Origin of the sequence: Longimicrobium sp. (assembly GCF_036387355.1) — a bacterium.
GTDB lineage: Bacteria > Gemmatimonadota > Gemmatimonadetes > Longimicrobiales > Longimicrobiaceae > Longimicrobium.
The window spans coordinates 1-21,505 of the sequence record NZ_DASVTX010000325.1 but is presented as its reverse complement, the minus strand read 5'-3'; the positions used below and the strand labels follow the sequence as shown (position 1 = coordinate 21,505).

19 protein-coding genes and 3 pseudogenes are annotated in these 21,505 nt (G+C 66.8%); 19 read left to right on the top strand and 3 right to left on the bottom strand.

The genetic code is table 11. From position 1 onward, the window contains the following. Nucleotides 1–205 (top strand): annotated as a pseudogene (locus VF665_RS14480) (hypothetical protein); the annotation flags it as partial. A gap of 66 nt (nucleotides 206–271) precedes the next feature. Further along, nucleotides 272–511, top strand: a complete 240-nt coding sequence (locus VF665_RS14475) for a hypothetical protein (protein WP_331054147.1) — start codon at nucleotides 272–274, stop codon at nucleotides 509–511. 232 nt (nucleotides 512–743) lie between these two features. On the opposite strand, the gene VF665_RS14470 is transcribed toward VF665_RS14475, so the two are convergent. Further along, nucleotides 744–1,178, bottom strand: a complete 435-nt coding sequence (locus VF665_RS14470) for a hypothetical protein (RefSeq protein ID WP_331054146.1) — start codon at nucleotides 1,176–1,178, stop codon at nucleotides 744–746. Nucleotides 1,179–2,201: 1,023 nt separating this feature from the next. On the opposite strand from VF665_RS14470, the gene VF665_RS14465 reads away from it, so the two are divergent. The 4 genes from VF665_RS14465 (at nucleotide 2,202) to VF665_RS14450 (ending at nucleotide 9,097) form a co-directional block, all read left to right on the top strand. After that, complete coding sequence (locus tag VF665_RS14465) at nucleotides 2,202–4,292, top strand: hypothetical protein (protein WP_331054145.1); 2,091 nt, start codon at nucleotides 2,202–2,204, stop codon at nucleotides 4,290–4,292. Between the two features lie 36 nt (nucleotides 4,293–4,328). Beyond that, the gene (locus VF665_RS14460) at nucleotides 4,329–5,861 is read left to right on the top strand and encodes an MBL fold metallo-hydrolase (RefSeq protein WP_331054144.1); all 1,533 of its coding nucleotides are present in this window, start codon (nucleotides 4,329–4,331) and stop codon (nucleotides 5,859–5,861) included. Between the two features lie 36 nt (nucleotides 5,862–5,897). Then, entirely contained in the window at nucleotides 5,898–7,079 is a 1,182-nt protein-coding gene (locus tag VF665_RS14455) for a patatin-like phospholipase family protein (protein WP_331054143.1), read from the top strand. Between the two features lie 68 nt (nucleotides 7,080–7,147). Beyond that, the gene (locus tag VF665_RS14450; RefSeq protein ID WP_331054142.1) at nucleotides 7,148–9,097 is read left to right on the top strand and encodes a hypothetical protein; all 1,950 of its coding nucleotides are present in this window, start codon (nucleotides 7,148–7,150) and stop codon (nucleotides 9,095–9,097) included. 187 nt (nucleotides 9,098–9,284) lie between these two features. Here the strand turns inward: VF665_RS14450 and VF665_RS14445 are convergent. Both VF665_RS14445 and VF665_RS14440 read right to left on the bottom strand, forming a co-directional pair. Then, nucleotides 9,285–9,497: pseudogene (locus tag VF665_RS14445) on the bottom strand (magnesium chelatase domain-containing protein); the annotation flags it as partial. 256 nt (nucleotides 9,498–9,753) lie between these two features. Further along, nucleotides 9,754–10,869 carry a polysaccharide deacetylase family protein gene (locus VF665_RS14440; RefSeq protein ID WP_331054140.1) on the bottom strand — a complete coding sequence of 372 codons (1,116 nt, stop codon included), beginning with the start codon at nucleotides 10,867–10,869 and terminating at the stop codon, nucleotides 9,754–9,756. A gap of 234 nt (nucleotides 10,870–11,103) precedes the next feature. Between VF665_RS14440 and queD the strand changes: the two genes are divergently transcribed. From queD to VF665_RS14380, 13 genes and pseudogenes are all read left to right on the top strand, one after another. Then, nucleotides 11,104–11,469: a 6-carboxytetrahydropterin synthase QueD gene (gene queD, locus VF665_RS14435; protein ID WP_349263138.1), complete on the top strand. Its 366-nt coding sequence runs from the start codon at nucleotides 11,104–11,106 to the stop codon at nucleotides 11,467–11,469. Nucleotides 11,470–11,539: 70 nt separating this feature from the next. Beyond that, nucleotides 11,540–12,349: a hydroxyethylthiazole kinase gene (gene thiM / locus VF665_RS14430; RefSeq protein ID WP_349263137.1), complete on the top strand. Its 810-nt coding sequence runs from the start codon at nucleotides 11,540–11,542 to the stop codon at nucleotides 12,347–12,349. A 27-nt stretch (nucleotides 12,350–12,376) separates the two neighbouring features. Beyond that, nucleotides 12,377–12,580 carry a DUF4177 domain-containing protein gene (locus VF665_RS14425; protein WP_331054137.1) on the top strand — a complete coding sequence of 68 codons (204 nt, stop codon included), beginning with the start codon at nucleotides 12,377–12,379 and terminating at the stop codon, nucleotides 12,578–12,580. Between the two features lie 201 nt (nucleotides 12,581–12,781). Continuing rightward, nucleotides 12,782–14,104 (top strand): NAD(P)/FAD-dependent oxidoreductase, encoded by a 1,323-nt coding sequence (locus tag VF665_RS14420; protein ID WP_331054136.1) that lies wholly within the window; start codon nucleotides 12,782–12,784, stop codon nucleotides 14,102–14,104. Between the two features lie 117 nt (nucleotides 14,105–14,221). Next, nucleotides 14,222–15,226 (top strand): S1C family serine protease, encoded by a 1,005-nt coding sequence (locus VF665_RS14415; protein WP_331054135.1) that lies wholly within the window; start codon nucleotides 14,222–14,224, stop codon nucleotides 15,224–15,226. A gap of 48 nt (nucleotides 15,227–15,274) precedes the next feature. Beyond that, a complete protein-coding gene (locus VF665_RS14410) occupies nucleotides 15,275–15,901 on the top strand; it encodes a hypothetical protein (protein ID WP_331054134.1) in 627 nt (208 codons plus the stop codon). Nucleotides 15,902–16,108: 207 nt separating this feature from the next. Then, nucleotides 16,109–16,768, top strand: coding sequence for a histidine kinase dimerization/phospho-acceptor domain-containing protein (locus VF665_RS14405; RefSeq protein WP_331054133.1), 660 nt, complete (start codon nucleotides 16,109–16,111; stop codon nucleotides 16,766–16,768). A gap of 103 nt (nucleotides 16,769–16,871) precedes the next feature. Continuing rightward, nucleotides 16,872–18,236, top strand: coding sequence for a sigma-54 dependent transcriptional regulator (locus tag VF665_RS14400; RefSeq protein ID WP_331054132.1), 1,365 nt, complete (start codon nucleotides 16,872–16,874; stop codon nucleotides 18,234–18,236). 49 nt (nucleotides 18,237–18,285) lie between these two features. After that, entirely contained in the window at nucleotides 18,286–18,624 is a 339-nt protein-coding gene (locus tag VF665_RS25910) for a DUF433 domain-containing protein (RefSeq protein WP_349263136.1), read from the top strand. 149 nt (nucleotides 18,625–18,773) lie between these two features. Continuing rightward, complete coding sequence (locus VF665_RS14395; protein ID WP_331054131.1) at nucleotides 18,774–18,998, top strand: hypothetical protein; 225 nt, start codon at nucleotides 18,774–18,776, stop codon at nucleotides 18,996–18,998. A gap of 79 nt (nucleotides 18,999–19,077) precedes the next feature. Continuing rightward, complete coding sequence (locus VF665_RS14390; protein ID WP_331054130.1) at nucleotides 19,078–20,625, top strand: helicase HerA-like domain-containing protein; 1,548 nt, start codon at nucleotides 19,078–19,080, stop codon at nucleotides 20,623–20,625. A gap of 225 nt (nucleotides 20,626–20,850) precedes the next feature. Then, nucleotides 20,851–21,240 carry a response regulator gene (locus VF665_RS14385; protein ID WP_331054129.1) on the top strand — a complete coding sequence of 130 codons (390 nt, stop codon included), beginning with the start codon at nucleotides 20,851–20,853 and terminating at the stop codon, nucleotides 21,238–21,240. A gap of 23 nt (nucleotides 21,241–21,263) precedes the next feature. Next, nucleotides 21,264–21,505, top strand: a pseudogene (locus VF665_RS14380) (YtxH domain-containing protein); the annotation flags it as partial.

Below are 21,505 nucleotides of genomic sequence, written 5' to 3'. Positions count from 1 at the left end.
GCTCGCCTACAGGCTGGCTGTGCTTGAGGACCGGCTAATCCCGGAAGACGGAGACTTCACCTCTGATGTTCCCCTGTATGAATCGGGGCGCGAGGCGGCTGACGCAGGCTTGAAAGAGATCGCCGAACCAACACTCGCCGCGCGGCGCGCGATTCAAAAGGTCAGCCGAACACGGGCCGTCAAAGCGGGACGGGGCGCGCGTTGACCAGACGGGTCCAGCAAACTCAGGCCCGAGTCAGACACCGCTCGCCGTTGGTTTCGGACGTGGCAGTTGATTCAGGTGCAGTCACAACGGCGCTGGCTGCTCGCAATAGCGATTACGAGGTGCCGGAAGCACGGGAAGAAACATCCCGGATACACTGCGTTGCTCTACGGCCTCGCGCCGATTTACTACGGCGTTCTGATCGAAAGTGCCGTAAAAAATGATTTCACCGGCGATTTATCGTACAAATTCGACCGCTCGTCTGAGCATCGGGGCGAGCGCGGGCAACGCGTGAATGTGGATGCATAGCCGGGTCCGGGCCCTGTAGCCGCGGGGCTCAACATGCTGGCTGGACGCCGAATGCATCCCGGGGAGCCCGGACTGACACTGACCGGGCAGAGGTTTGGCACGTCAGCAGAAGCGAGCCTGGAGGGAACGGGCTCCCATGGACGGACCCGCCGACCTGATCGGGCGGCCATTCCTTATCGTTGCGCGCAGGCTGGCGCGATGCAGCTCGGCCTGGACGACCGCGCCCGACGCCTCACTCACCCTTCTTCTTCGGCCGGCTCAGCCCCCTGGCGTACTTCCGGAAGCCGTCCACCACGTCGTCAGCACCGGCCAGAATGTTTCCGACCAGCACTTCCGCATCTGTCGGGAGTGATCGCTCGAGAAGAGCCAGCGCACGCATGATCACGGCCACACGGCCATTCTCCGGGGTCGGTGCTTGGCGCTTCGCTGACGTTCCATGCGGCGCGCGCAAGTAGCTCCGGCCTGCATCCGTGACCGTGACGTACCGGTCTCTTCGTGCGATCAGTCCTCGCGACGCGAGCGCGCCCACAACACGACCGTCGAGTTCGTCCGCACAGACATTCCGGCCCCGACGTGCAACCGTCCGGAGCAGGTCCTCTTGCTTTCCGTTCAGCCGCACCCCGAACGAGCGGCCCGCGTTAGTTTTTCCTTGCTGATCAATAAGCACCCGGCCCTGGTCGCTGGCGAGGATACGAGACCCGCGAGTGAGAGCGTACCCTGCCGCGAGGAGAGGTCGCAGTGTGCGACCGTCAACGTCGACAGACTCCATGCCCCCGCAACGTACGAGTTCAGCCAGGAGTTCCTGCTGATGGCGCTTCAGGTGCCGCATAAGTCCGACTTCGGTTTGGATGGGACGATCCTATACCCCCTCGCCAAGCACAATCGACCCCGATCAGGGCTAGACACGGCTTCCGTCATATCATGAGATCTTACCACCACCACAAGGACGAGTTGGCTTGTCACTTGGCGGCGGCGAAACACGGCGACGACGGAGCCGTCGAAGCCATTGTAGCTTTGCTCTATGAGCCCGTACGGAGATACTTGGCGGTACACGTGCCTTTTTCACGTAGGGGTTCGGCCGAGCGGTTGACCGAACGAACCTTGGCGCACTTGGTGTTCAGTGGAATCCTGACCTCGGTGAGCAGCCGACAGCAGTTGATGACTGTGACCCTGTCAACCGCAAGGTTGAGCTTGGTAGCTGAAATCCAGCGGCTGGGCGCGCACAGTGACCCTGATTGAAACAGAGCTTGGTCAGCAGAACAGAACTGACCGAGAACCTCACCCAAGCCGGCGAGGTCAGCCCTATTGTTGAGTAACTGAGACTGGTTTGCTGGGCACCCCCCCCGAACTCCAAGTCATCCCCCGCCATCAACACCGAAGTGTACCACGGTTGAATACAGCCTGCAAACGTGACAGGCACAGAACACAACCTGGGGCGCTGGGCTGATCATTGAAGAACATTGACAAGACCTGACCCGTGGCTTCACTATGCGCCAATTCTTCTACGTGTGAGACAGAAGGATGCATCCGTCTGAAGCGCACTGCCGCTTCCCAGAGTCGCCGGAACGTATGCTGTTCACTTCTCGCTGCTCCACAACTTACTATGGCAAACGCTTCCTTCGGTCCACCATACCGCAAACTGCGGGGCTACGCCTTCGACCCCAGTTTCTCAACGAAGCTGGAAACCGCCGTGCTGAACGAGGTGGTCTTCAAGGTCCGCTGGGAGGAAGATCTGGGTGTAGGGCCCGTAGGTGAGTACCTGGAAGTGGTCGACTTCGACCCAGCTAGCGGCTGTTTCTACGCCCCAGTGGATCTCAACAGCCCGGGCCTCCTGGCACAGGACGGTCTCTCACCTTCGGAAGGGAACCCTCAGTTCCACCAGCAGATGGTCTATGCGGTCGCGATGATTACCATCGCGAACTTCGAACGTGCCCTGGGCCGGAAAGCTCTGTGGTCGCCGCGCGTAATTCGTCCCGGTTGGACGACAGAAGACAGCATCGCGCCCGCGGAGACCGAAGCCGCCCCACAGACGGATGCGAAGGACGGCAAGAAGTCTCCAGCAGGTAAAGCCGCGGCAGCAGCCCGGACGTATCAGTTCTTCCGGCCGGCAACAAGCATGGACGGGTGCATCAAGTGCAATGCGCAGTCTGGCTGGGGTTACGAGTACGTGCCGCGGCTCCGGCTCTACCCGCATGCGATGCGGCAGGCTAACGCCTACTACAGCCCACAGAAGAAAGCGTTGCTCTTCGGCTACTTCCCCGCGTCGGAGAACGCGCCCGGGAGTCACTATCCAGGCGGGATCGTTTTCACCGCACTGTCACACGACGTAGTCGCGCACGAGGTCACACACGCGTTGCTCGACGGCATGCATCGCCGCTTCGTTGAAGACACCCACCCCGACGGTCTCGCGTTCCATGAAGCGTTCGCTGACATCGTCGCCCTCTTCCAGCACTTCACCTTTCCAGAAGTGCTGCGTCAGCAGATTGGCCGTACGCGCGGCGACTTGGCCAGCCAGAGCTTGCTTGGCCAACTCGCGCATCAGTTTGGGCAGGCGATCGGCAGTCATGGAGCGCTTCGCGATGCTCTCGGCCAAGTAGACTCCGAGACCGGTCGCTGGGAGCCACAGCGACCGAATCCGGATGACTACCTGAATGTGCGGGAGCCCCATGCCCGGGGTGCGATCCTGGTGGCTGCCGTCTTCGATGCCTTCCTCTCAATATACGGGTCCCGGGTCTCGGATCTGTTCAGGATCGCCACGGGTGGGACGGGAGTGCTGGGGTCTGGCTCACTTCACCCCGATCTGGTGAACCGTCTCGCGTCCGAGGCCGCGAAAGCCGCGCGGCACGTGCTCAACATGTGCATCCGCGCCTTGGACTACTGCCCACCCGTAGACATCACGTTCGGCGACTACCTGCGAGCACTGGTGACTGCCGACTACGAACTGGTGCGCGACGATGACCGCGGCTACAGGCTGGCGTTTATCGAGGCGTTCCGGCGTCGGGGTATCTACCCCCGCGACCTGCGCACACTGTCTGAAGATACACTCCGCTGGAGTGCCCAGGCGGAAGAGGTAAAATGCGATCTGGAGCCACTGTGTGAAGTGTTGCGCGACTTCGTACAGAGAAATACCTACATCACAGCGGAAAACCAGGAGCCCGATTGGTGGGCAGGCATGGGTGGGAACCAATCACCGGCTTGGAGCACCCTCTCTGAGCGTGAACGGATCTTCTGGACGATGGAGCACTACGGCATGCTCCTCAATCGGCGCATCAACGCAAAACTATACGCAGGTGAGCGGGAAGCATTCGCACGACTCACAGGTCTGTTCCTCTCGACGCGGAATCCCCCTCAGGGCCTGCGCCCCGGTGCGCGCGGCCCCCGCTTCGAGGTGCACTCCATCCGCCCGGCCGTGCGCGTTGGCCCGGACGGCGATCTGCTCTCCGAAGTCATCATTTGCATCACGCAAAGCCGGAAGGTGCCACTCGACCCAGAGGCACAGCCATCCTCGGCGTGGTACGAGTCCACAAGCGACATGGACGGCAATTCGGAGATCCCCGGGTTTACGTTCCGCGGCGGCTGCACCCTTATCCTGGACCTGGAATCACAGCAACTGCGTTACGCCGTCGTCAAACGCATCGACAGCGAGAATCGCCTCCGCCGCCAGCGGACGTACCGGTCCGGGGGCGAGTCGCCCGGCCTGCGCATGACCTACTTCGGGAGCGTGCAGGACGATATCGAGCCGTTTGCCCTCCTTCACGCAACGCACCAAGCGGAGCCTTGAGCAATGACTAGAGCGATGGACGGAGTGCGGGTACGCATGTACCGGCAGGGGCTGGGCGATTGTTTCCTGCTGTCGTTTCCTGCCGAAGGTGGCGGCACGTTCTCCGTCCTGATCGATTGCGGCGTGCTTCTCGGAACTGAGGATGCGCCGCAAAAGATGCAGAGGGTGGCACGCAGCATTGCCCTTGAAACGGGTGGCTCGGCAGACGGCAAAACGAAGGGCCGCATAGACGTTCTAGTTGGGACGCACCAGCACTGGGATCACCTCTCAGGCTTCGTGCAGGCGCGGAAAGAATTCGATGAACTCGTCGAAGTCGGCGAGGTCTGGCTGGCGTGGACGGAGAATCCCGGCCACCCCTTGGCGAGTGAGCTACGCCGGGACCGCAGCCGGAAGATAGCACACCTGCGCTCGGCCGCGATCCGCATGCGAGGCATCCACGGCATGGGGGACACAGCGACGACAATCGACACACTCCTTGGCTTTTTCGGGGCCCAAGGGGGTGACGGTACCACAGAGGACGCCCTGAGTGCGCTATCCACGCGAAGCGATGCGCGAGTGATCTATCGGCGGCCGGGTGAACCCGTCTTTGCGTTGCCAGGTACGAACGATGTGCGTGTGTACGTGCTGGGCCCGCCGGAAGACCGCGTGATGATCAAGAAGAGCGACCCGACGAGGCGCGGTCGCGAGGTCTACGATCTTCAGCCCGCTCTCTCGTTGACGGACACGTTCTTCGCAGCAGTTGCATTGGGAACGGAATCCCAAGCGGCTGGCGTCCAACTCGATCCCGAGGCCGCTGAGCTCGCCTTCCCGTTCGACCGCAAGTACCGCCTGGATCCAAAGGCGGCACATTCCTACGCCGTCCCTAGCGCAGACGGGGTTCCGTTTTTCTTCTTCCAAGACAGGTACGGATTTGACCCGGTGCCGCAGGCAAACCCGTCAACAGGTGAGGAACAGCCTACACCAGAGATCCCTATACAGGCCGACCGAGTACGGCGACCCGGCTGGCGGCGGATCGACGGTGACTGGCTGGGCGCAGCGGCGGATCTGGCTCTCGCGCTCGACAGCGACACAAACAACACCTCACTCGCGCTCGCGTTCGAACTGGGTGAGGGCGGCCCCGTGCTTCTGTTCCCAGCGGATGCCCAAGTCGGCAACTGGCTTTCATGGTCTTCGCTCGCCTGGCCTGTAAGGCCGAGCGAACCTGACGGCGGCGGGAAGGTCACCATCGACGATCTGCTCGAGCGCACTGTCCTGTACAAAGTCGGGCACCATGCCAGCCACAACGCCACAATGCGCGCACAGGGACTGGAGAAGATGAACAGCCCCAATCTGGTGGCGCTGATCCCTGTCGATGAGGGGATGGCGAAAAAGCGGAAGTGGAAAATGCCTTTCTGTTCGCTATACGAGCGTCTCAAGGAGCGAACCCGCGGCCGAATCCTTCGTGCAGATCACGGACGGCTGCCGTTCAACGAAGCGGCGAAGTACGGACTCAGCCAAGAGCAACACAATCAGTGGGAGCGCCGAACGCCGGGGGATGACCTCTGGATCGACTGTTACCTCGATAGCTAAGCCAGCCACAATCTCAATCGTCCACAGGAGACAATCATGAGTGAGTTTGCAAACACATCGGCCGAAAGCCGCTCCCCGGCGATGGTTCCGGGCGGCGAACACAAGCCCGAGCCGGGCATCGGTTTATGCCTGTCCGGTGGCGGATATCGTGCGATGCTGTTCCATGCCGGGGTGATCTGGAGATTGAACGAACTGGGTATTCTTCACGAACTAAAGCGTATCTCCAGCGTCTCCGGCGGCTCACTCACCGCGGCGATGCTCGGATTACACTGGCGCTCTTTGAGGTGGCTACAGGTAGAGGGTCGCACAGTAGCGTCCGACCTCACGGAGCAGGTGATCGAACCGATCCAACGACTCGCACGCCACACGGTGGATGGCTGGTCCGTCGGAGGCGGCGCCGTGTTGCCCGGCGTCAGCATCAGCGAACTGGTGGAACGCGCGTACCGCAAGCACCTGTTCGGCGAGGCAACGCTGCAGGATCTGCCGGCGGACGGAGAAGGCCCCCGCTTCGTGATCAACGCGACCAACGTCCAGAGCGGCGTCCTGTGGCGTTTTTCGCGCAAGTTCATGGCCGATTACCGGGTCGGGATGGTTGCGAATCCTGACGTGTCTCTCGCCCTTGCGGTTACCGCGTCGTCGGCCTTCCCGCCCGTGCTCTCTCCCGCTCGCATGGAACTCCCGCCGGGACTGGTCCAGAAAAGCCCCGGGGCCACGGAAGACCTTCACGAGGAGCCGTACACCACGGACATCTACCTGACTGATGGCGGGGTGTACGACAACCTGGGGCTGGAGACAGTCTGGAAGCGGTACGAGACGGTGCTCGTGAGCGATGGTGGCGGGCAGATGGCGCCCGAGGCGCAGCCGCATTCGGACTGGGCGCGCCATGCGCTCCGCGTAAACGGGATCATCGACAACCAGGTGCGCAGCCTCCGCAAGCGGCAGGTAGTGGACTCTCTGGTCGCGGGCGACCGGAAGGGAGCCTATTGGCGGACCCGCGGCGACATCCGCGACTACCCGGCGCCCAAGACGCTGCCGTGCCCGATTGAGCGTACCACCGAGCTTGCCGAGCTGGACACGCGTCTCAAGGCCATGGACCGCGTGACTCAGGAGAGGTTGATCAACTGGGGCTACGCGTTGAGTGACGCCGCCGTACGCGGGTGGGTAAACAAGAATCTTCCTCCGCCAGACGGCTTTCCATTCCCGGCGTCCAAGGTCTGATCTCAGGGAACAGATTGCCCGCTTTGATGCCTTACATGATGAACTCTCATTCAGCCCACGGTGACAATGTGACGGACGTGCAGCTACTGATGACCGCGAGTGAGGTTTGGGAATTCGTCCGGACGCGTGGCGGGACCAATCTGACCCACTACGACCAAGAACTCGAGAACGAAATCCGGAAGGAACTCAACACGCCCGGAGATGAACCCCTCGCTGACCTGCTGGCTGGCGGCACGGTCAGCGTGGAGGACTTTATTTTCGCGTTCTTCCGCTCGGCTCAGCCATTCGTCGACATGATGAGTGACTTGCTCGTGACGTTCCAGCGAGCGGGGGCCACTCAAGGCGATCACAACCTTGAGGTGGAGTTCGACTTCTCCAAGGAACGCCCTGCGCTCAATTTCAATCTGGAGCACTTCCGGCACTGGATCGAGCGCTGGCGGGAAGTCACTCGCCTCCTGCAGACCGAGTTGTGGGGCCACGACACTCTTTGGGCGCTGAACGGAGTACTCCGCGCGGACTTCAACGCGCTCAGTGGGTACCGGGACATCGTCAGTGACGCGTCGGTACGCGACTGGATGGACACGTACATGGCTGGCGTGTGGCCCCCGTCGCTGCCCGCAGCACCCCGGACCGGGTTCGCCGAACTCGATCCCATTCTCGCGCGTGCGTGGAACGTGTGGACCGATGTATTCACGGCGATCAAGGCGCTGGGGCAGGATCATTCCATAGTGATGTCCCGCAGGTTCGATCAAGAGGCACTGACTGGTGGGCGCTTGGCTTCTGACCTGCCGCGAAATACGCTCTGGCTTCTGGAGAGCGATTATTGGCCGGGATCATTTGTCATCGGCGGCTACGCCCATGCAGAACTGATGCGGACGCTTCCCGCAGGTGAGCGGGCGAGCTATGCCGCCGAATTGGCGGGCGAGTTGGCCAGCGTCTTCGAACGCGTCCCAAAGACGACCGTAGCGCACCAGACTCTTCTTCGCGCCCTTGAAGACTTCCTGAGCCTTCCGATGTGGGAGCGGCGCTATGAACTGTACTCGGCGTGGGTTTCAACGTTGATCGTCGGCGCCCTCGAGGATTACGGGGTCCGCGTGCACCATGACAACGGCGTCCTGGTCTATTCATTCTCGGGCACGCACCTGGCCACCTGCGACGACCTCACTCCACACCTGCATGTGATGGCCGAAGTGCGGTCGCCGTTGGAGAATCCCAAAGGGCACGGCCGGACGAACGCGATCCAGCCGGACTATACGCTGCTCACAGATCCGGTCACAGCCGTCCGCTCCGCCGTGCTGGTGGTTGAATGCAAGCAGTACCTTCGCGCAGCACCAAAGAGCTTTGCAGCGGCCCTGGACGACTACGCCCGGGGACGTCCGGGAGCACAGGTCGTCCTGGTGAACTACGGTCCAGCAAGGGCGGAAATCGCCGACCGAGTGGTAGACCCGGAACTCCGGGGGCGGGTACACGTTCTGGGAGGCCTGCGGCCCGGTGCACCGGGCCTTGTGGACGATTTTCGTAAGCTGGTGAGGGAGACCGTTGAGCGCCGGTACCAGTTAGAGGGGGGTCGGCAGAGCGATTCCGTGATACCGGTAGTTGCGGCGCCGTTTGCGGTGACGCTCTCCTGGCGCATTGAGCCGCAGGACCTCGACCTCCGGCTTGACGTGAGTGGATCGTCACTTGATCGGGGGGTCACGTACTGCGAGCGGGGAGCCCGGGACGCGTTTCCCTGGGCTACCTACGCAGAAGACATACAAACAGGCTTCGGTCCCGAGCAGATCGTCGTACACCGGTTGGAGCAGCGCCTGTACCGGTTCTCGGTGCACAAATTCGCGCCGGGTAGCTCAATGCTTGCGGGCTGCGGGGCTGTCGTGACTGTGATCACAGACGACGGAGTCATCGAGCTACAGTGCCCGGAGACGGGTGAGGGTGACTGGTGGGTCTTGTTTACGGTCGATGGACAGACAGGCACGGTGACGATTCCCAACGAGTTGGTGACTGAACTGGCGCCAATCTAGAATTCCATTCGGCTCCCGCCCGTCGCACAAGAAGGCCCCGCGCACTGATCGATACCTGCGCCGTATGACGATACGTCGAACGCGGGGTATTAGTGGTGAGAAGTAGCACTCAGCCACTTCCATTCAGCAAACTGTCTTCAACCTTGAGGCCCCTGAATGCCAGCACCACTTATGCTGTCGTCGCGTATGCCGGCGCCAGGTTGATGGTGATGCGCTTGGGCGGCACGAGGTAGCCGCTGTTCTGCACGGCGGCGATGACGCGCTCGCGGCCTTCCTTGACCGCGCCCTGAGGCAGGCCGACGGTGTTGAACGCGGGCAGTCCGCTGGCCACGTCCGCCTCTACGGTGACCAGGTAGGCATCTATGCCGAGCACTGCGCCGGACAGAACTCGTGCGAGCACGGCGGCTCCGGAGAAGGAGGCGAAAGACGGTCCTGCGGTACGGCCCGAAAGGTATCCGCGCCCCGTTCACTCCGTCAACTTTCAAAAGCCGCCACCAGACGCTTCGGTCCCGAGCTGGCCTTCCGGTGTTGCCCGCCGGCCCTTCTGCGCCACAGGCGTGGCATGGTCTGCCGGGCCGAAACGATGAGGCGGCAGATCGTGTCCCGGCAGAACGCCGTGCGGCGAATTGTCCCTATGAGAGAAGTGCAGAAGCGGATCAGGGCGCAGGCTGCGAGGGGTCGCGCACCCAGTGCAGCAGGCCGGGAGTGAGGTAGCGGATGCGGCCGCCCTGGCGCGTGATCAGCGCGTAACTCACGGCCACACGCTCCGGCGGGAACCAGCGCCTCAGGTGCCCGGCCATGTCCACGATCACCGTGTCGCCGCGCATCCGCGCGTTGTCGCCAAGCGGATGGCTTGCGTAGCTGCGGCCCTGCGCGTCGGGCGAGATGGCCAGCAGTTCAGCATTCGACGGGAGCGGCGTCCCGTGCGACAGGAAAGCGAGCGTATCCCCCGTGCTCCCGCTCGCGAACAGCGGCTCCCACACGGGCAGGTTTCCCGCGCCGCCCAGCACGTACTCCCGAAAGAACGCGGGATCGATGTCGTTCATCACCAGAAAGCGCGGCACGAGCGTGGAGCGGCCGTCCCAGTATCCCGGATCAACCGTGTGCAGGAAGCGGAACCGCCCGCGCACCGCCTCCGCCACCTCCGGCGTGTAGTGTCCAAAGGGAAAGGCGAAATCCGCTGCCGCGGCGGCTGCATCCGTCTGCGCAGCGATGATCTCGCATGAGCGCGCCACCGTTCCCGCCAGTTCGCGGACGGAACTGCCGAGACTGCGGTGCTCAAAGCCGTGCGCCGACACGCGGTGGCCGCCGGCCGCGAGCCGCCGCACCTCGTCCGCCGACAGGTGCCGAGGCCCGCCCTCCGCGATGCGGTTGGGGATGACGAAGAAGATGCCGCGAAAGCCGAAGCGATCCAGGAGGGCCGCCGCGCGCAGGTGGTCGCGCGGCCCGTCGTCAAACGTCAGCACCACGAGCCGGCGCCGATCATCCCCGGGCCGCACCTCTTCCGGAAAGACGGAGCGGAAGCCGTTGTCGCGCAGGAACCCGAGCATCTCTTCGAACGCCGCGTACGTCGACGTCAGATTCCCGCCGCGCGCGCTGAGCGTATCCGCGAACCCGTGCCAGGTGAGCACGGGAATCCCCGTCTCGTCCGCCGACGCACGCAGGGCGTTCATCGGCGCGGGCGCGGCGGGGGAGCGCGGGCCGCCCGCGCACGCGGCGAAAAGGAAAACGAGCGCGATCGCGAAGGCGGTGTGGGCCTGGTTCCGGTTCATCGGCAGATCGGTCACGTGTTGAGAAGGACCGGCCATAGTACGGCACCCCGGCCCGTCCGGGCCACCACCGCCGCCGCATCGCATGTTCCCGCGCAGCGCCGAACCTGATCCCGGGCACTTGATCCTGGGCACTTGAACCTGAACACTTTCTTCCCTCCTCCCCGGACTTCCCTTCCCCTCCCGTTTCCCCTAAACTCCCCGGCTGCAATGGATTCAGCATACGGGGAGAAGCGGGTGGAGATCTTCAAGGAGTTCGGGTTCGAGGCGGCGCACCGTCTGCCCAACCTGCCGCCGGAGCACAAGTGCGCCCGGCTGCACGGGCATTCGTACCGCGTGGAAATCCGCGTGCAGGGGCCGTTGGACCCCGCGCTGGGGTGGGTGATGGACTTCGCCGACCTCAAGGCGGCGTTCCGTCCCCTGTACGACCAGTTGGACCACAACTACCTGAACGACATCGAAGGGCTGGAGAACCCCACGAGCGAAGTTCTCGCCCGGTGGATCTGGTCGCGGCTGCATCCCCGGCTTCCGCTTCTGAGCCGAGTGGTCGTGCGCGAGACCTGCACCTCCGGCTGTTCGTACGGCGGCGAGGACGAGGCGTGATCTGCCATCCGCTTTCCGCCATCGCCGGTCCGCGCGCCGGCGCCGCTCTCCACCCGGGACCCCTCTCGTGATTCAGACCGCCTTTGACGCCAGCCGCGGCTGGGACGCCCTCCGCCGCCTTCGCGAGCAGGCGCCGCTGGTGCACTGCATCACCAACTACGTGGCGATGGACGTGGCGGCAAACGCGCTGCTCGCCATCGGCGCGTCGCCGGCCATGGTGCACGCGCGCGAGGAGGCGGCCGACTTTGCCGCCATCAGCGCCGCGCTCACCATCAACATCGGCACGCTGTCGCCGCCGTGGGTGGAGGGGATGGAACTGGCCATCGCGAGCGCCGCGGCGCGTGGCACCCCGTGGGTGCTGGACCCCGTGGGCGCGGGCGCCACGCCCTACCGCACCGGCGTGGCCGGCGACCTCGCGCGCCGCCGACCCACGGTGATCCGCGGCAACGCGTCGGAGATCATGACGCTGGCGGGCGAGGTGGGCGGCACCAAGGGGGTGGACAGCACGCGAACGCCGGAAGAGGCGCGCGAAGCCGCATCCCAGCTGGCCCGCTCGCTGGGATGCGTGGTCGCCGTCACCGGGGCGGTGGACCACGTGACGGACGGGGTGCGCACGCTCGCCATCCACCACGGCGATCCCATGATGACGCGGGTGACGGCTCTGGGATGCGCGCTCACCGGCGTCACCGGCGCGTTCCTGGCCGTGGAAAGCAATCCGCTTCACGCCACGGCATACGCGCTCGCCTTCTTTGGGCTCGCGGGCGAGATGGCCGCGTCCGGAAGCATCGGGCCGGGCACGCTGCGCGTCCGCCTGCTGGACGCGCTGCACATTCTGGACACGCAGACGGACAAGGAACTCCGCATCGAGCCGGTGCCCTGATTTATTCCCCGCGACGGGACGGCAGCCATGAAAAAGTGGGAGTACCGCATCGTCACCTCCGATGACCTGCAGGCCGGGTTCTTCAACATCGTGGACCGCGATGCGATCGTGAAGCACCTGAACGAGCTGGGCGGGGATGGATGGGAGATGGTGAGCATGGAATTCATCGGCGACACCGCCGCCAGGCTGGACTTTCGCGCGCTGATGAAACGCGAACATCCGGGCCTCTGACGGCCCCATCGACCGTCGGCGAGCACGAGCCGCGCACCGGAGACTTCGGTGCGCGGCTCTTTGCGTTCCCGCGCCTGAAATTGGCCTGGCTGCCTTTTCCCAGAGGGGTCCGAGGTCCCCAGGGATGAATTTCCCGGTTCCCTCTTCGCGGACGAGAGTACGGGTTTTGCGCGCCCCCGCGGCACCCGGGAGCGGAGACAAATGAGCGACGACGAGCGGCTGGACGTGGTGGTGGTCGGGGCGGGCGTGGCGGGGCTGGCGGCGGCGCGCGACCTGTGCGCGGCCGGGCTGCGCGTGCGCGTGCTGGAGGCGCGGGACCGCGTGGGCGGGCGCGTGCACACGTTGCGCGACGGCGTCCATCCGCTGCCGGTGGAACTCGGCGCGTCGTTCGTGGACGTCCCCGGCGAGGCGTGGGACCTCCTGCGCGCGGCGGGCGGAGCGGCGTACCGCAGCACCGGCGGCTTCTGGCGCGTGCACCAGGGCCGCGCCGAGCCCAGCGACTTCGGCGCGGTGGGGGAGGTGATGGCGCGGCTGGACCCGCCGCCGGGAGCGGACGAGACCTTTCGCGACTTCCTGGACCGCCGCTGCCCCGGCATCGACGCCGGCACGCGCGACCTCGCGGTGCGCTACGTGGAAGGCTTTCACGCCGCGCCCATCGACCGTGTGGGCGTGCAGTGGCTCGCGCTGGCGGAGCAGGACGAGGCGGGCGGCGGCGGCGAGGTGCGCTACCAGCCCCTCGGCGGGTTCGGCCTGGTGGCCGACGCGCTGCGGGTGGGGCTGGACGAGCGCGGCGCCATCCGCCTGAACACCGTCGTTCACCGCATCGAGTGGGCACCCGGCGAGGTGACGGTGCACGCCCGGTCCGTGGCGGGAACGGAAATGCCGCCGCTCCGCGCCCGCGCCGTCCTCGTCACCGTTCCTCTCGGCGTGCTGCAGGCCTCCGCGGACCAGCCGGGCGCGCTGGCCTTCTCCCCCGAGCCGGAGGAAACGCTGCGCGCGGCGAGGGCCCTGGGCGTGGCCCACGTCGTCAAGATCACCTTCCGCTTCCGCTCGTTCCTGTGGGATGGGCTGAACGGCGTCGGCGAGGCGGACGAAGTGAAGTTCCTGCAGCCCGGCGGCCCGTTTCTGGTCTGGTGGACGGAGTCGCCCATCCACGTTCCCACCATTGTCGCCTGGGCCGGCGCCACCGCGGCGGAGCGCCTGATCGCCGGCGGCGACCCCGTTCGCGCCGCGCTGGACGACCTGGCGGACTGGCTGGGCATGGACCGGCAGCGCGTGGAGGATGAACTCGAATCCGCGCACGTGCACGACTGGACGGCGGACCCGCTCGCCCGCGGCGCGTACAGCTACGTGCCCGCGGGCGCGCTCGCCGCGCAGGAGGCGCTGGGCCGCCCCGTGCGCGGCACGCTGTTCTTTGCGGGCGAGGCCACGTGCACGGGCGGATTGAACAGCACGGTGGAAGGCGCGCTGCAGTCCGGCCGCCGTGCGGCGCGGGAGATCGCGGAGGCGGTTGCGCGCGGGTGACGCGCGACGGGTGTGGCAGGTCCGCTCTGCCTCGGACCGGGCACGGGGGGTGCGGACGAACGCCGCCCGGTTCGCGACGGACGGGCAACCCGGGAAGGGGTGGGGCAGATGAAGGGAATGCGGTCGATCGCCGCGGCGCTGGCCGTGGGCGTGGGAGTCGGCGCGGGCGCGACGGTGGCGGCAAAAGGACCGGCCGTTCCCTTCGCCCACGCGCAGTCGGCGCAGCTGGGCGAGGAAGGGCTGATCATCGCCGCGGCGCGGCAGGTGTCGCCCGCGGTGGTGAGCGTCACGCAGCCGGGCGGGTCGGGGAGCGGCGTCATCATCCGCCCGGATGGCGTCATCATCACCAACGCCCACGTGGTCGGCAACCGACAGCAGGTGGAGATCGGGCTGGCGAACGGGCAGGTGCTCACCGGGCGCGTGCTGGGGCGCGACCCCGGCGTGGACATCGCCATCGTGGACGTGGAAGGCCGCAACCTGCCCACCGCGCCGCTCGGCAACTCCGACGAGCTGAACGTGGGGCAGACGGCCATCGCCATCGGCAACCCGCTGGCGCTGGAGCGCACCGTGACGCGCGGCATCGTGAGCGCGCTGCGGCGCAGCCCCGGGGGCGTGGGGCTGGATGAACTGATCCAGACGGACGCGGCGGTGAACCCGGGCAACAGCGGCGGCCCGCTGCTGGACTCGCGCGGACGGGTGATCGGCATCAACACGCTGGTGCTGCGCGGCGGCGCGGACGTGGCCGCCGTGGGCCTCAACTTCGCCGTCCCCATCAACCTGGCCTCCGACCTGGCCAACCAGCTGCTCACCACGGGGCGCATCCGCCGCACCTTCCTGGGCATCTCGTACGGCGACGTGGAGCCGGAGATGGCGCGGCAGTTCGGCATTCCCGTGCAGCGCGGCATCATCCTGCAGCAGGTGGTGGCCGGATCGCCCGCCGCGCAGGCCGGGCTTCGCCGCGGCGACATCATCACCCGGCTGGACAACACGCCCATCGAAAGCGGTGGGGACTTGCGCCGGGCGCTGCGCGAGCGGCAGCCCGGAACGCAGGTGACGCTGAGCGGCGTGCGCCCCGACGGCCCGTTCACCGTCCGCGCGCGGCTCACGCAGGTGGAGCTGTAACGCAGACGCCAAAACGCTGTCCATCAACCATCAACACGAGGAGCAGCCATGCCCTACGACAGGGGATACGGCCCGCACGACGGATGGGAGTACCGCATGCGCGGCGGCACCCACGGCTACGACGGGGGATACCGCGCGGGCGGAGAGTGGGACGGCGAGCGGCCGTGGGTGGGCGGCTACCGGCAGGACTACCAGGGCGGATCCGGCGGCTACTCCGTGAACACCGGGCCGCGCTCGCTGGACCCGGGTCCGCTGCACGACCGCGAGCACCACGAGCGGGGCTTCCGCCGTCCCCGCGGTCAGGCGGGGCGGGCGAGCGGGGCGCGACGCTCGTTCGCTGGCAACGGAATGCGTGGCGCGTATGATCGCGGCTTCGGCGGACCGTCCGGCGGCTACGACGGCGGATTCCGCGGCGGGCCGGGCGGCGGATACCACGCCGGGATGCGCGGCGGATACGACACCGTCTTTCAGCCTCTGCCCCGCGGCGGCTTGGGGTACGGCGGCGTGTCCGGCGGATCGGAGGCGGGCGGCTACGACACGGGCTTCCGCGGCGCGGCGGGCGGCTACGACAGCGGATACGGGCGGACCCTGCGCGGACGGTACGACCAGCCGTACAGCGGCAAGGGACGCCAGGGCGGTGGATTCGGGAGCGGCACGCGGCAGCCGGGCGGGTGATCTTCCGTTCCGCAACGCGGCGGGAGTGGGGCGGGTGCGCCCCATTCCCGCCGCGTCGTCGCCCCGGCGCCGGGAACGAAACCTGCTAACCCGCGCCGGACGACGACCGCCGCGCCCGGGTTCCGGGTGCGCCGGCCCGCGTCCAGGGAGGGCGCGGCGCAGCCTGCATCCCGGCTCCGCCGCGGCCGACGCAACCCCCAGCACAACGTGAGCGACATCCGCACCGAACCGCCCGGCCTTGCCGTAGCCGACCCCCTCGCCGTCCGGGCCAACAAGCTCGAACTGCTGGAGCGGCTCGCCGACGCCCTCGCGCACGAGATCAAGAACCCGCTGCACTCCATGGTCATCAACCTGGAAGTGCTCAAGCGGCGCCTCAGCCGCCTTGAAGGGGGCGACGAGGTGCAGCGCTACGCCGGCGTGCTGGGCGAGGAACTGGACCGCGTGAGCCGGCGGATCGACCTGCTGCTGCGCCTTTCGCGCCCGGACCGGGGGAGCGAGGAGACCACGCTGAGCGAGCTGGTGGAAGAGGTGATGGAGCTGGTGCAGCTGGAGGCACGGCACCGCGAGGCGCGGGTGGAGTATCATACGGCGGGCACCATGTCCCGAGTCACGGTGGGCCGCCAGCCGGCGCGCCAGATCGTGCTGAACCTGGTGCTGGATGCGCTGGATGCACTGCCGCCGGGCGAAACCCTGCACGTGAGCGTGCGCGGCGAAACGGGCCGGTCGGTGCTCCTGATCCAGGGCCCCGCCGCCGAAAGCGCCGGGGAACGCACCTCCGTGGCCGCCGCCCTCGCCGAATCGGTGGGGGGGCGCGTGGAGGTGGATGCCGCCGAACGGAGCTTCACCCTTCCCGGCGGACGCATCTGAGCTTACTGTACGTGCTTTGATGGCATGCGGTTGACCTTTCCCTCGCCCGGCCGGTATCTTGAAACGTTCGATTCCAGAGACTCCATCCCGACGAATCACGGGCATGCCTGAAAAGATCCTCGTCGCAGACGACGAGCGCCACATCGCCGAGGGGCTGCAGATGCTCCTTGCCGACGAGGGCTACGAGGTCGATACCGCCACCGAGGGCAACACCGCGTGGAAGCTGGTGCAGGCCAACGCCTACGGCGTGGTGCTGGCCGACCTGCGCATGCCCCAGGTAGACGGGCTCGAGCTGTTTTCGCGCATGCGCAAGGCCGGCATCGCGTCGGAGATGATCATCATCACCGGCGAAGGCTCGGTGGAGTCGGCCAAGGAAGCCATGCGCGAGGGCGCGTACGACTACCTGGAAAAGCCGCTCAAGATCGACCGCCTGCGCGAGCTGATCCCCAAGGCGCTGGAGAAATTCCAGGTCAAGCAGGCCAACAAGCAGCTCGAGGAGCGGCTGGCCAACCTGACGCGCTTCGTGGACATGATCGGCCAGTCCGACGAGATGCGGTCCATCTACTCCACCATCGAGGCGGCGGCGCCCACCAGCGCCAGCATCCTCATCGTGGGCGAGAGCGGCACCGGCAAGGAGCTCGTGGCGCGCGCCATCCACGAAAAGAGCAACCGCGCCAAGGGCCCCTTCGTGGCCATCAACTGCGCCGCGTTCCCCCGGGAAATCCTGGAGAACGAACTGTTCGGCCACGAGAAGGGTGCCTTTACCGGCGCCATCAACGAAAAGCAGGGGTGCTTTGAGCTGGCGGACGGGGGCACGCTGTTCCTGGACGAAGTCGCGGAAATGGAGCCCGACATCCAGGTCAAGTTCCTGCGCGCGCTGGAGCAGCGGTCGTTCCGGCGGCTGGGCGGCAAAAAGGAGATCAGCGTGGACATCCGCGTGGTTTCCGCCACCAACAAGCACATCAGCAAGGCCATCGAAGACGGCAAGCTGCGCGAGGACCTGTACCACCGCCTGGCGGTGATTCCCCTCACGCTCCCGCCGCTGCGCGAGCGCCGCGGCGACGTGCGGCTGCTGGCCGAGAGCTTTCTGCGCCGGTTCGCGGAAGAAAACGGCAAGAAGACGCTCAAGTCGTTCGCGCCGGAAACGCTGGAGTTCATCAACGCGTACCGCTGGCCGGGCAACGTGCGCGAGCTCAAGAACGCGGTGGAGCGCGCGGCCATCTTTGCGCGCGGCGAGCAGGTGACGCTGGGCGACCTGCGGGCGCACGAGCTGATCTCGTCGGAGGACCGCGAGGTGCGGCTGCCGGTGGGCACGTCGCTGCAGCAGGCGGAGCGCACGCTGGTGCTCAAGACGTTCTCGTTCACCGAGGGCGACCACCACAAGGCGGCCACGCTGCTGGGCATCGACGAGGACGAACTGCGCAACCGCCTGAACCAGGCCGTGGCCGCGGAGGCCGTTCCCGCCTGAGCACTTTCGTTGTTTTCGAGGGATTCAGAGCCGCGCACCGGAGAGTTCGGTGCGCGGCTCTGTCATTTGCCGCGTCTCTCACGGAGTACACGGAGGTCCACGGAGAGCACGGTACGGCAACAGCAGGGCATCCGGCAGAGACGCAGAAAGAAGCGAGGTGGAGAATGGAACGCAGTTCTTTCATCACCCGGGACCCCGGGATCATGAGCGGAACACCGTATTCAGCGGGACGCGTGTACCGGTGGCGAGCCTGTTTGCCCACCTGCGAGCGGGGGATACGATCGAGGACTTTCTCGCGGGCATTCCCGGCGTTGCACGGGAGCAGGTGGCCGCCGTCCTGGAACGGACGAGATTGGATCCTGCCCTCTCCGAACCCGGCTCGGGTTGACCTTCCGTGACCTCCGTGCCTCCTCCGTGACCTCCGTGAGAGACGCGGTTGCCGTTCCTCTCCGCCCCGCCAAACCTTGCGCCGGGCACTGTTCCGCGTGAGGTTGCCCCGAAAGGCTCGCTCGCTACCTCACACGCGGAGACGGCTCCATGTCCATGATCGACGAAATGGTCCAGCAGATCGCCCAGCGCACCGGCCTGCCGCCCGCGCAGGCCCAGCAGGCCGCCCACGCCGCCATCGAGTTCCTGGACGGGCGGCTTCCCGCCCCCATCGGCGGCAACCTCAAGCGCATGGTGGAGGGTGGCGGCGCGGCGGGCGGCGCGGGCGGGCTGGGCGACGTGGCCGGCAAGCTCGGCGGCCTGTTCGGCGGCTGAGTCGCACCCACGGTCCGCACCGGACGCCGCCACGCACGGCGGCGTCCTCGTCCACCCCAGGCTCCCGCTCCACTCGCTGATGAACCCCGACGTTCTCGCCGCCGCGCGCGCGGCCTTTTCGCAGTCCGGCGCCATCACCCTCGGCGCCGTGGTGCACGAGGGCAGCTGCGCCCCCGAGCCCGTCATCACCCTCCCGCTCTCGCTCATGAACCGCCACGGCCTCATTGCCGGGGCCACGGGTACGGGAAAGACCAAGACGCTGCAGCTCATCGCCGAACAGCTTTCCGCGGCCGGCGTCCCCGTCTTTCTGTCCGACGTCAAGGGCGACCTGAGCGGCATCGGCGCGGCGGGCGAGGCCAGCGAGCGCGTGAACACCCGCGCGGCGGAAACCGGGTACGCGTGGAAGCCCGCCGCCATGCCGGTGGAGTACCTGAGCCTGAGCGGCGCCCTGGGCGCGCAGATGCGGGCCACCCTCTCCTCCTTTGGCCCGCTGCTGCTGGCGCGCGTGCTGGGGCTGAACGCCACGCAGACCAGCGTGCTCACCCTCGTCTTCAAGTACTGCGACGACAAGGGATTGCTGCTGCTGGACCTTTCCGACCTGCGCGCCGCGCTGCAGTACCTGTCCGGCGACGGCGCGGACGAGCTCAAGGCGTACGGCGGGATGTCGAAACAGACCGTCGGGGTGCTGCTGCGCGAGCTGGTGGAGCTGGAGCAGCAGGACGCCGATCTGCTCTTCGGCGAGCCGGAGTTCGACGTGGACGACCTGCTGCGCACCGCGCCGGACGGCCGCGGCATCGTGAGCGTGCTGGAGTTGCAGGACGTGCAGGACCGGCCGGCGCTGTTCAGCACCTTTCTGCTGTGGATGCTGGCCACGCTGTACCACACGCTCCCCGAGGTGGGCGACGTGGACAAGCCGAAGCTCGTCTTTTTCTTTGACGAGGCGCACCTGCTGTTCGACAACGCGGGGCCGGCGCTGATGGAGCAGGTGCAGCAGGTGGTCCGCCTGATCCGCTCCAAGGGAGTGGGCGTGTTCTTCATCACCCAGAACCCGCGCGACGTGCCGGCGGAGGTGCTGGGGCAGCTGGGCCACCGCGTGCAGCACGCCCTGCGCGCCTTTACCCCGGACGACGAAAAGGCGCTGCGCTCCGCCGCGCGCACGTATCCCAAGACCCCGCACTACGACGTGCAGGAGACGCTGACCTCGCTGGGCATCGGCGAGGCGTTCGTAACCACGCTTTCGACGACGGGCGTGCCCACGCCGCCCTTTGCCACGCGGATGGTGCCGCCGGCCTCGCGCATGGGCCCGCTGACCGCGGACGAGCTGCGCGCGCACCTGGGTGGCTCCGCGCAGGTACGGCGGTACGCGCAGGCGGTGGACCGCGAGAGTGCGCGCGAACTGCTGGAGGCGCGCATGGCGGACGCGGAGCAGGAGGCGGAGAAGGCGCCTGCCCGGCCGTCCACGCGCCCGTCGCGGAGCGCGGAGGACGAACCGGCGGCGCGACGGAAGCCCAAGGCGGAAAAGAGCGCGCTGGAGCAGATCCTTCGCTCCCCCACCGCAAAGTCGTTCGCCAGCACCCTTGCCCGCGGCCTGCTGGGTGCCCTGATGGGAGGACGCCGGCGCCGCTGACCTGCCCGGTGGACGGGGCGAAGGCGGGCCGACACACGTTCCGCCGCTTTTCGGCCGACTCGCCGCAACTCTGCGCAGAGCATGAACATCGCCGCGCATCCACCCGGGTGCGCGGCGCTCGTTTCGGCTCTCCTTCGGGTGGCATGCCGATTGCCCTTTCCGGTTGCGGAAGAAACGGAAGGGCCCGCGTCTCGCCGGGGGACGCCGCACTGGAGGTTGCAGGAGATGGCGGCACAACGCATACTCGTCATTGAAGACGAGACTGGCGCGCGCGAGGCGCTCAAGAGCCTCCTGGACGAGGAGGGCTACACCGTGTGCACGGCCGAGGACGGCCGGAAGGGGCTGGAGCGGCTTTCCGACTTTCACCCCGACACGGTGGTGTGCGACTTCTACCTCCCCGACATCGACGGGCTGCAGGTGGTGCGCGCCATCCGCTCGGCCGCCGCACGCGGCATCACCGTCATCATCATCACCGCGGGGTGCGGGGGTGAAGAGGCGGAAAGCATCCTGCGGCGCGAGGCCGACTTCTTCTTTCAGAAGCCGCTGGACCTGCGCCGCTTTCGCGACGTGCTGCAGGCAGGGGCCTCCCCCACGGAGGCGCTCAGCCTTCACTGACCCGACTTCCTTCAGGATACAGAATGCGTACCGAGCCCACCCTGCCGCAGATCGTCATTGAAGAGCGCGGCGGGGGCGCCGGCACGTTCGTGCTGGGGATGATGGTGGGCGCCGGGATTGCCCTGGTGCTCGCGCCGCGCTCCGGGCGCGAGACGCAGCGCGCGCTGCGCGGACTGGCCGGCGGCCTGCGCGAGACCGCGGCCGGCGGCGTGGACGAGGCGCGCGCCTCCGTGACGGGATGGGTGCACCGCGGCCGCGAGCGCGT

Coding starts and splice junctions, on each gene's coding strand:
- VF665_RS14415 (WP_331054135.1), top strand. CDS start 14,222: ATGCGGTCGATCGCCGCGGCGCTGGCCGTGGGCGTGGGAGTCGGCGCG.
- VF665_RS14440 (WP_331054140.1), bottom strand. CDS start 10,869: ATGAACCGGAACCAGGCCCACACCGCCTTCGCGATCGCGCTCGTTTTC.
- VF665_RS14460 (WP_331054144.1), top strand. CDS start 4,329: ATGTACCGGCAGGGGCTGGGCGATTGTTTCCTGCTGTCGTTTCCTGCC.
- VF665_RS14410 (WP_331054134.1), top strand. CDS start 15,275: ATGCCCTACGACAGGGGATACGGCCCGCACGACGGATGGGAGTACCGC.
- VF665_RS14400 (WP_331054132.1), top strand. CDS start 16,872: ATGCCTGAAAAGATCCTCGTCGCAGACGACGAGCGCCACATCGCCGAG.
- VF665_RS14425 (WP_331054137.1), top strand. CDS start 12,377: ATGAAAAAGTGGGAGTACCGCATCGTCACCTCCGATGACCTGCAGGCC.
- VF665_RS14455 (WP_331054143.1), top strand. CDS start 5,898: ATGAGTGAGTTTGCAAACACATCGGCCGAAAGCCGCTCCCCGGCGATG.
- VF665_RS14395 (WP_331054131.1), top strand. CDS start 18,774: ATGTCCATGATCGACGAAATGGTCCAGCAGATCGCCCAGCGCACCGGC.
- VF665_RS14385 (WP_331054129.1), top strand. CDS start 20,851: ATGGCGGCACAACGCATACTCGTCATTGAAGACGAGACTGGCGCGCGC.
- VF665_RS14420 (WP_331054136.1), top strand. CDS start 12,782: ATGAGCGACGACGAGCGGCTGGACGTGGTGGTGGTCGGGGCGGGCGTG.
- VF665_RS14390 (WP_331054130.1), top strand. CDS start 19,078: ATGAACCCCGACGTTCTCGCCGCCGCGCGCGCGGCCTTTTCGCAGTCC.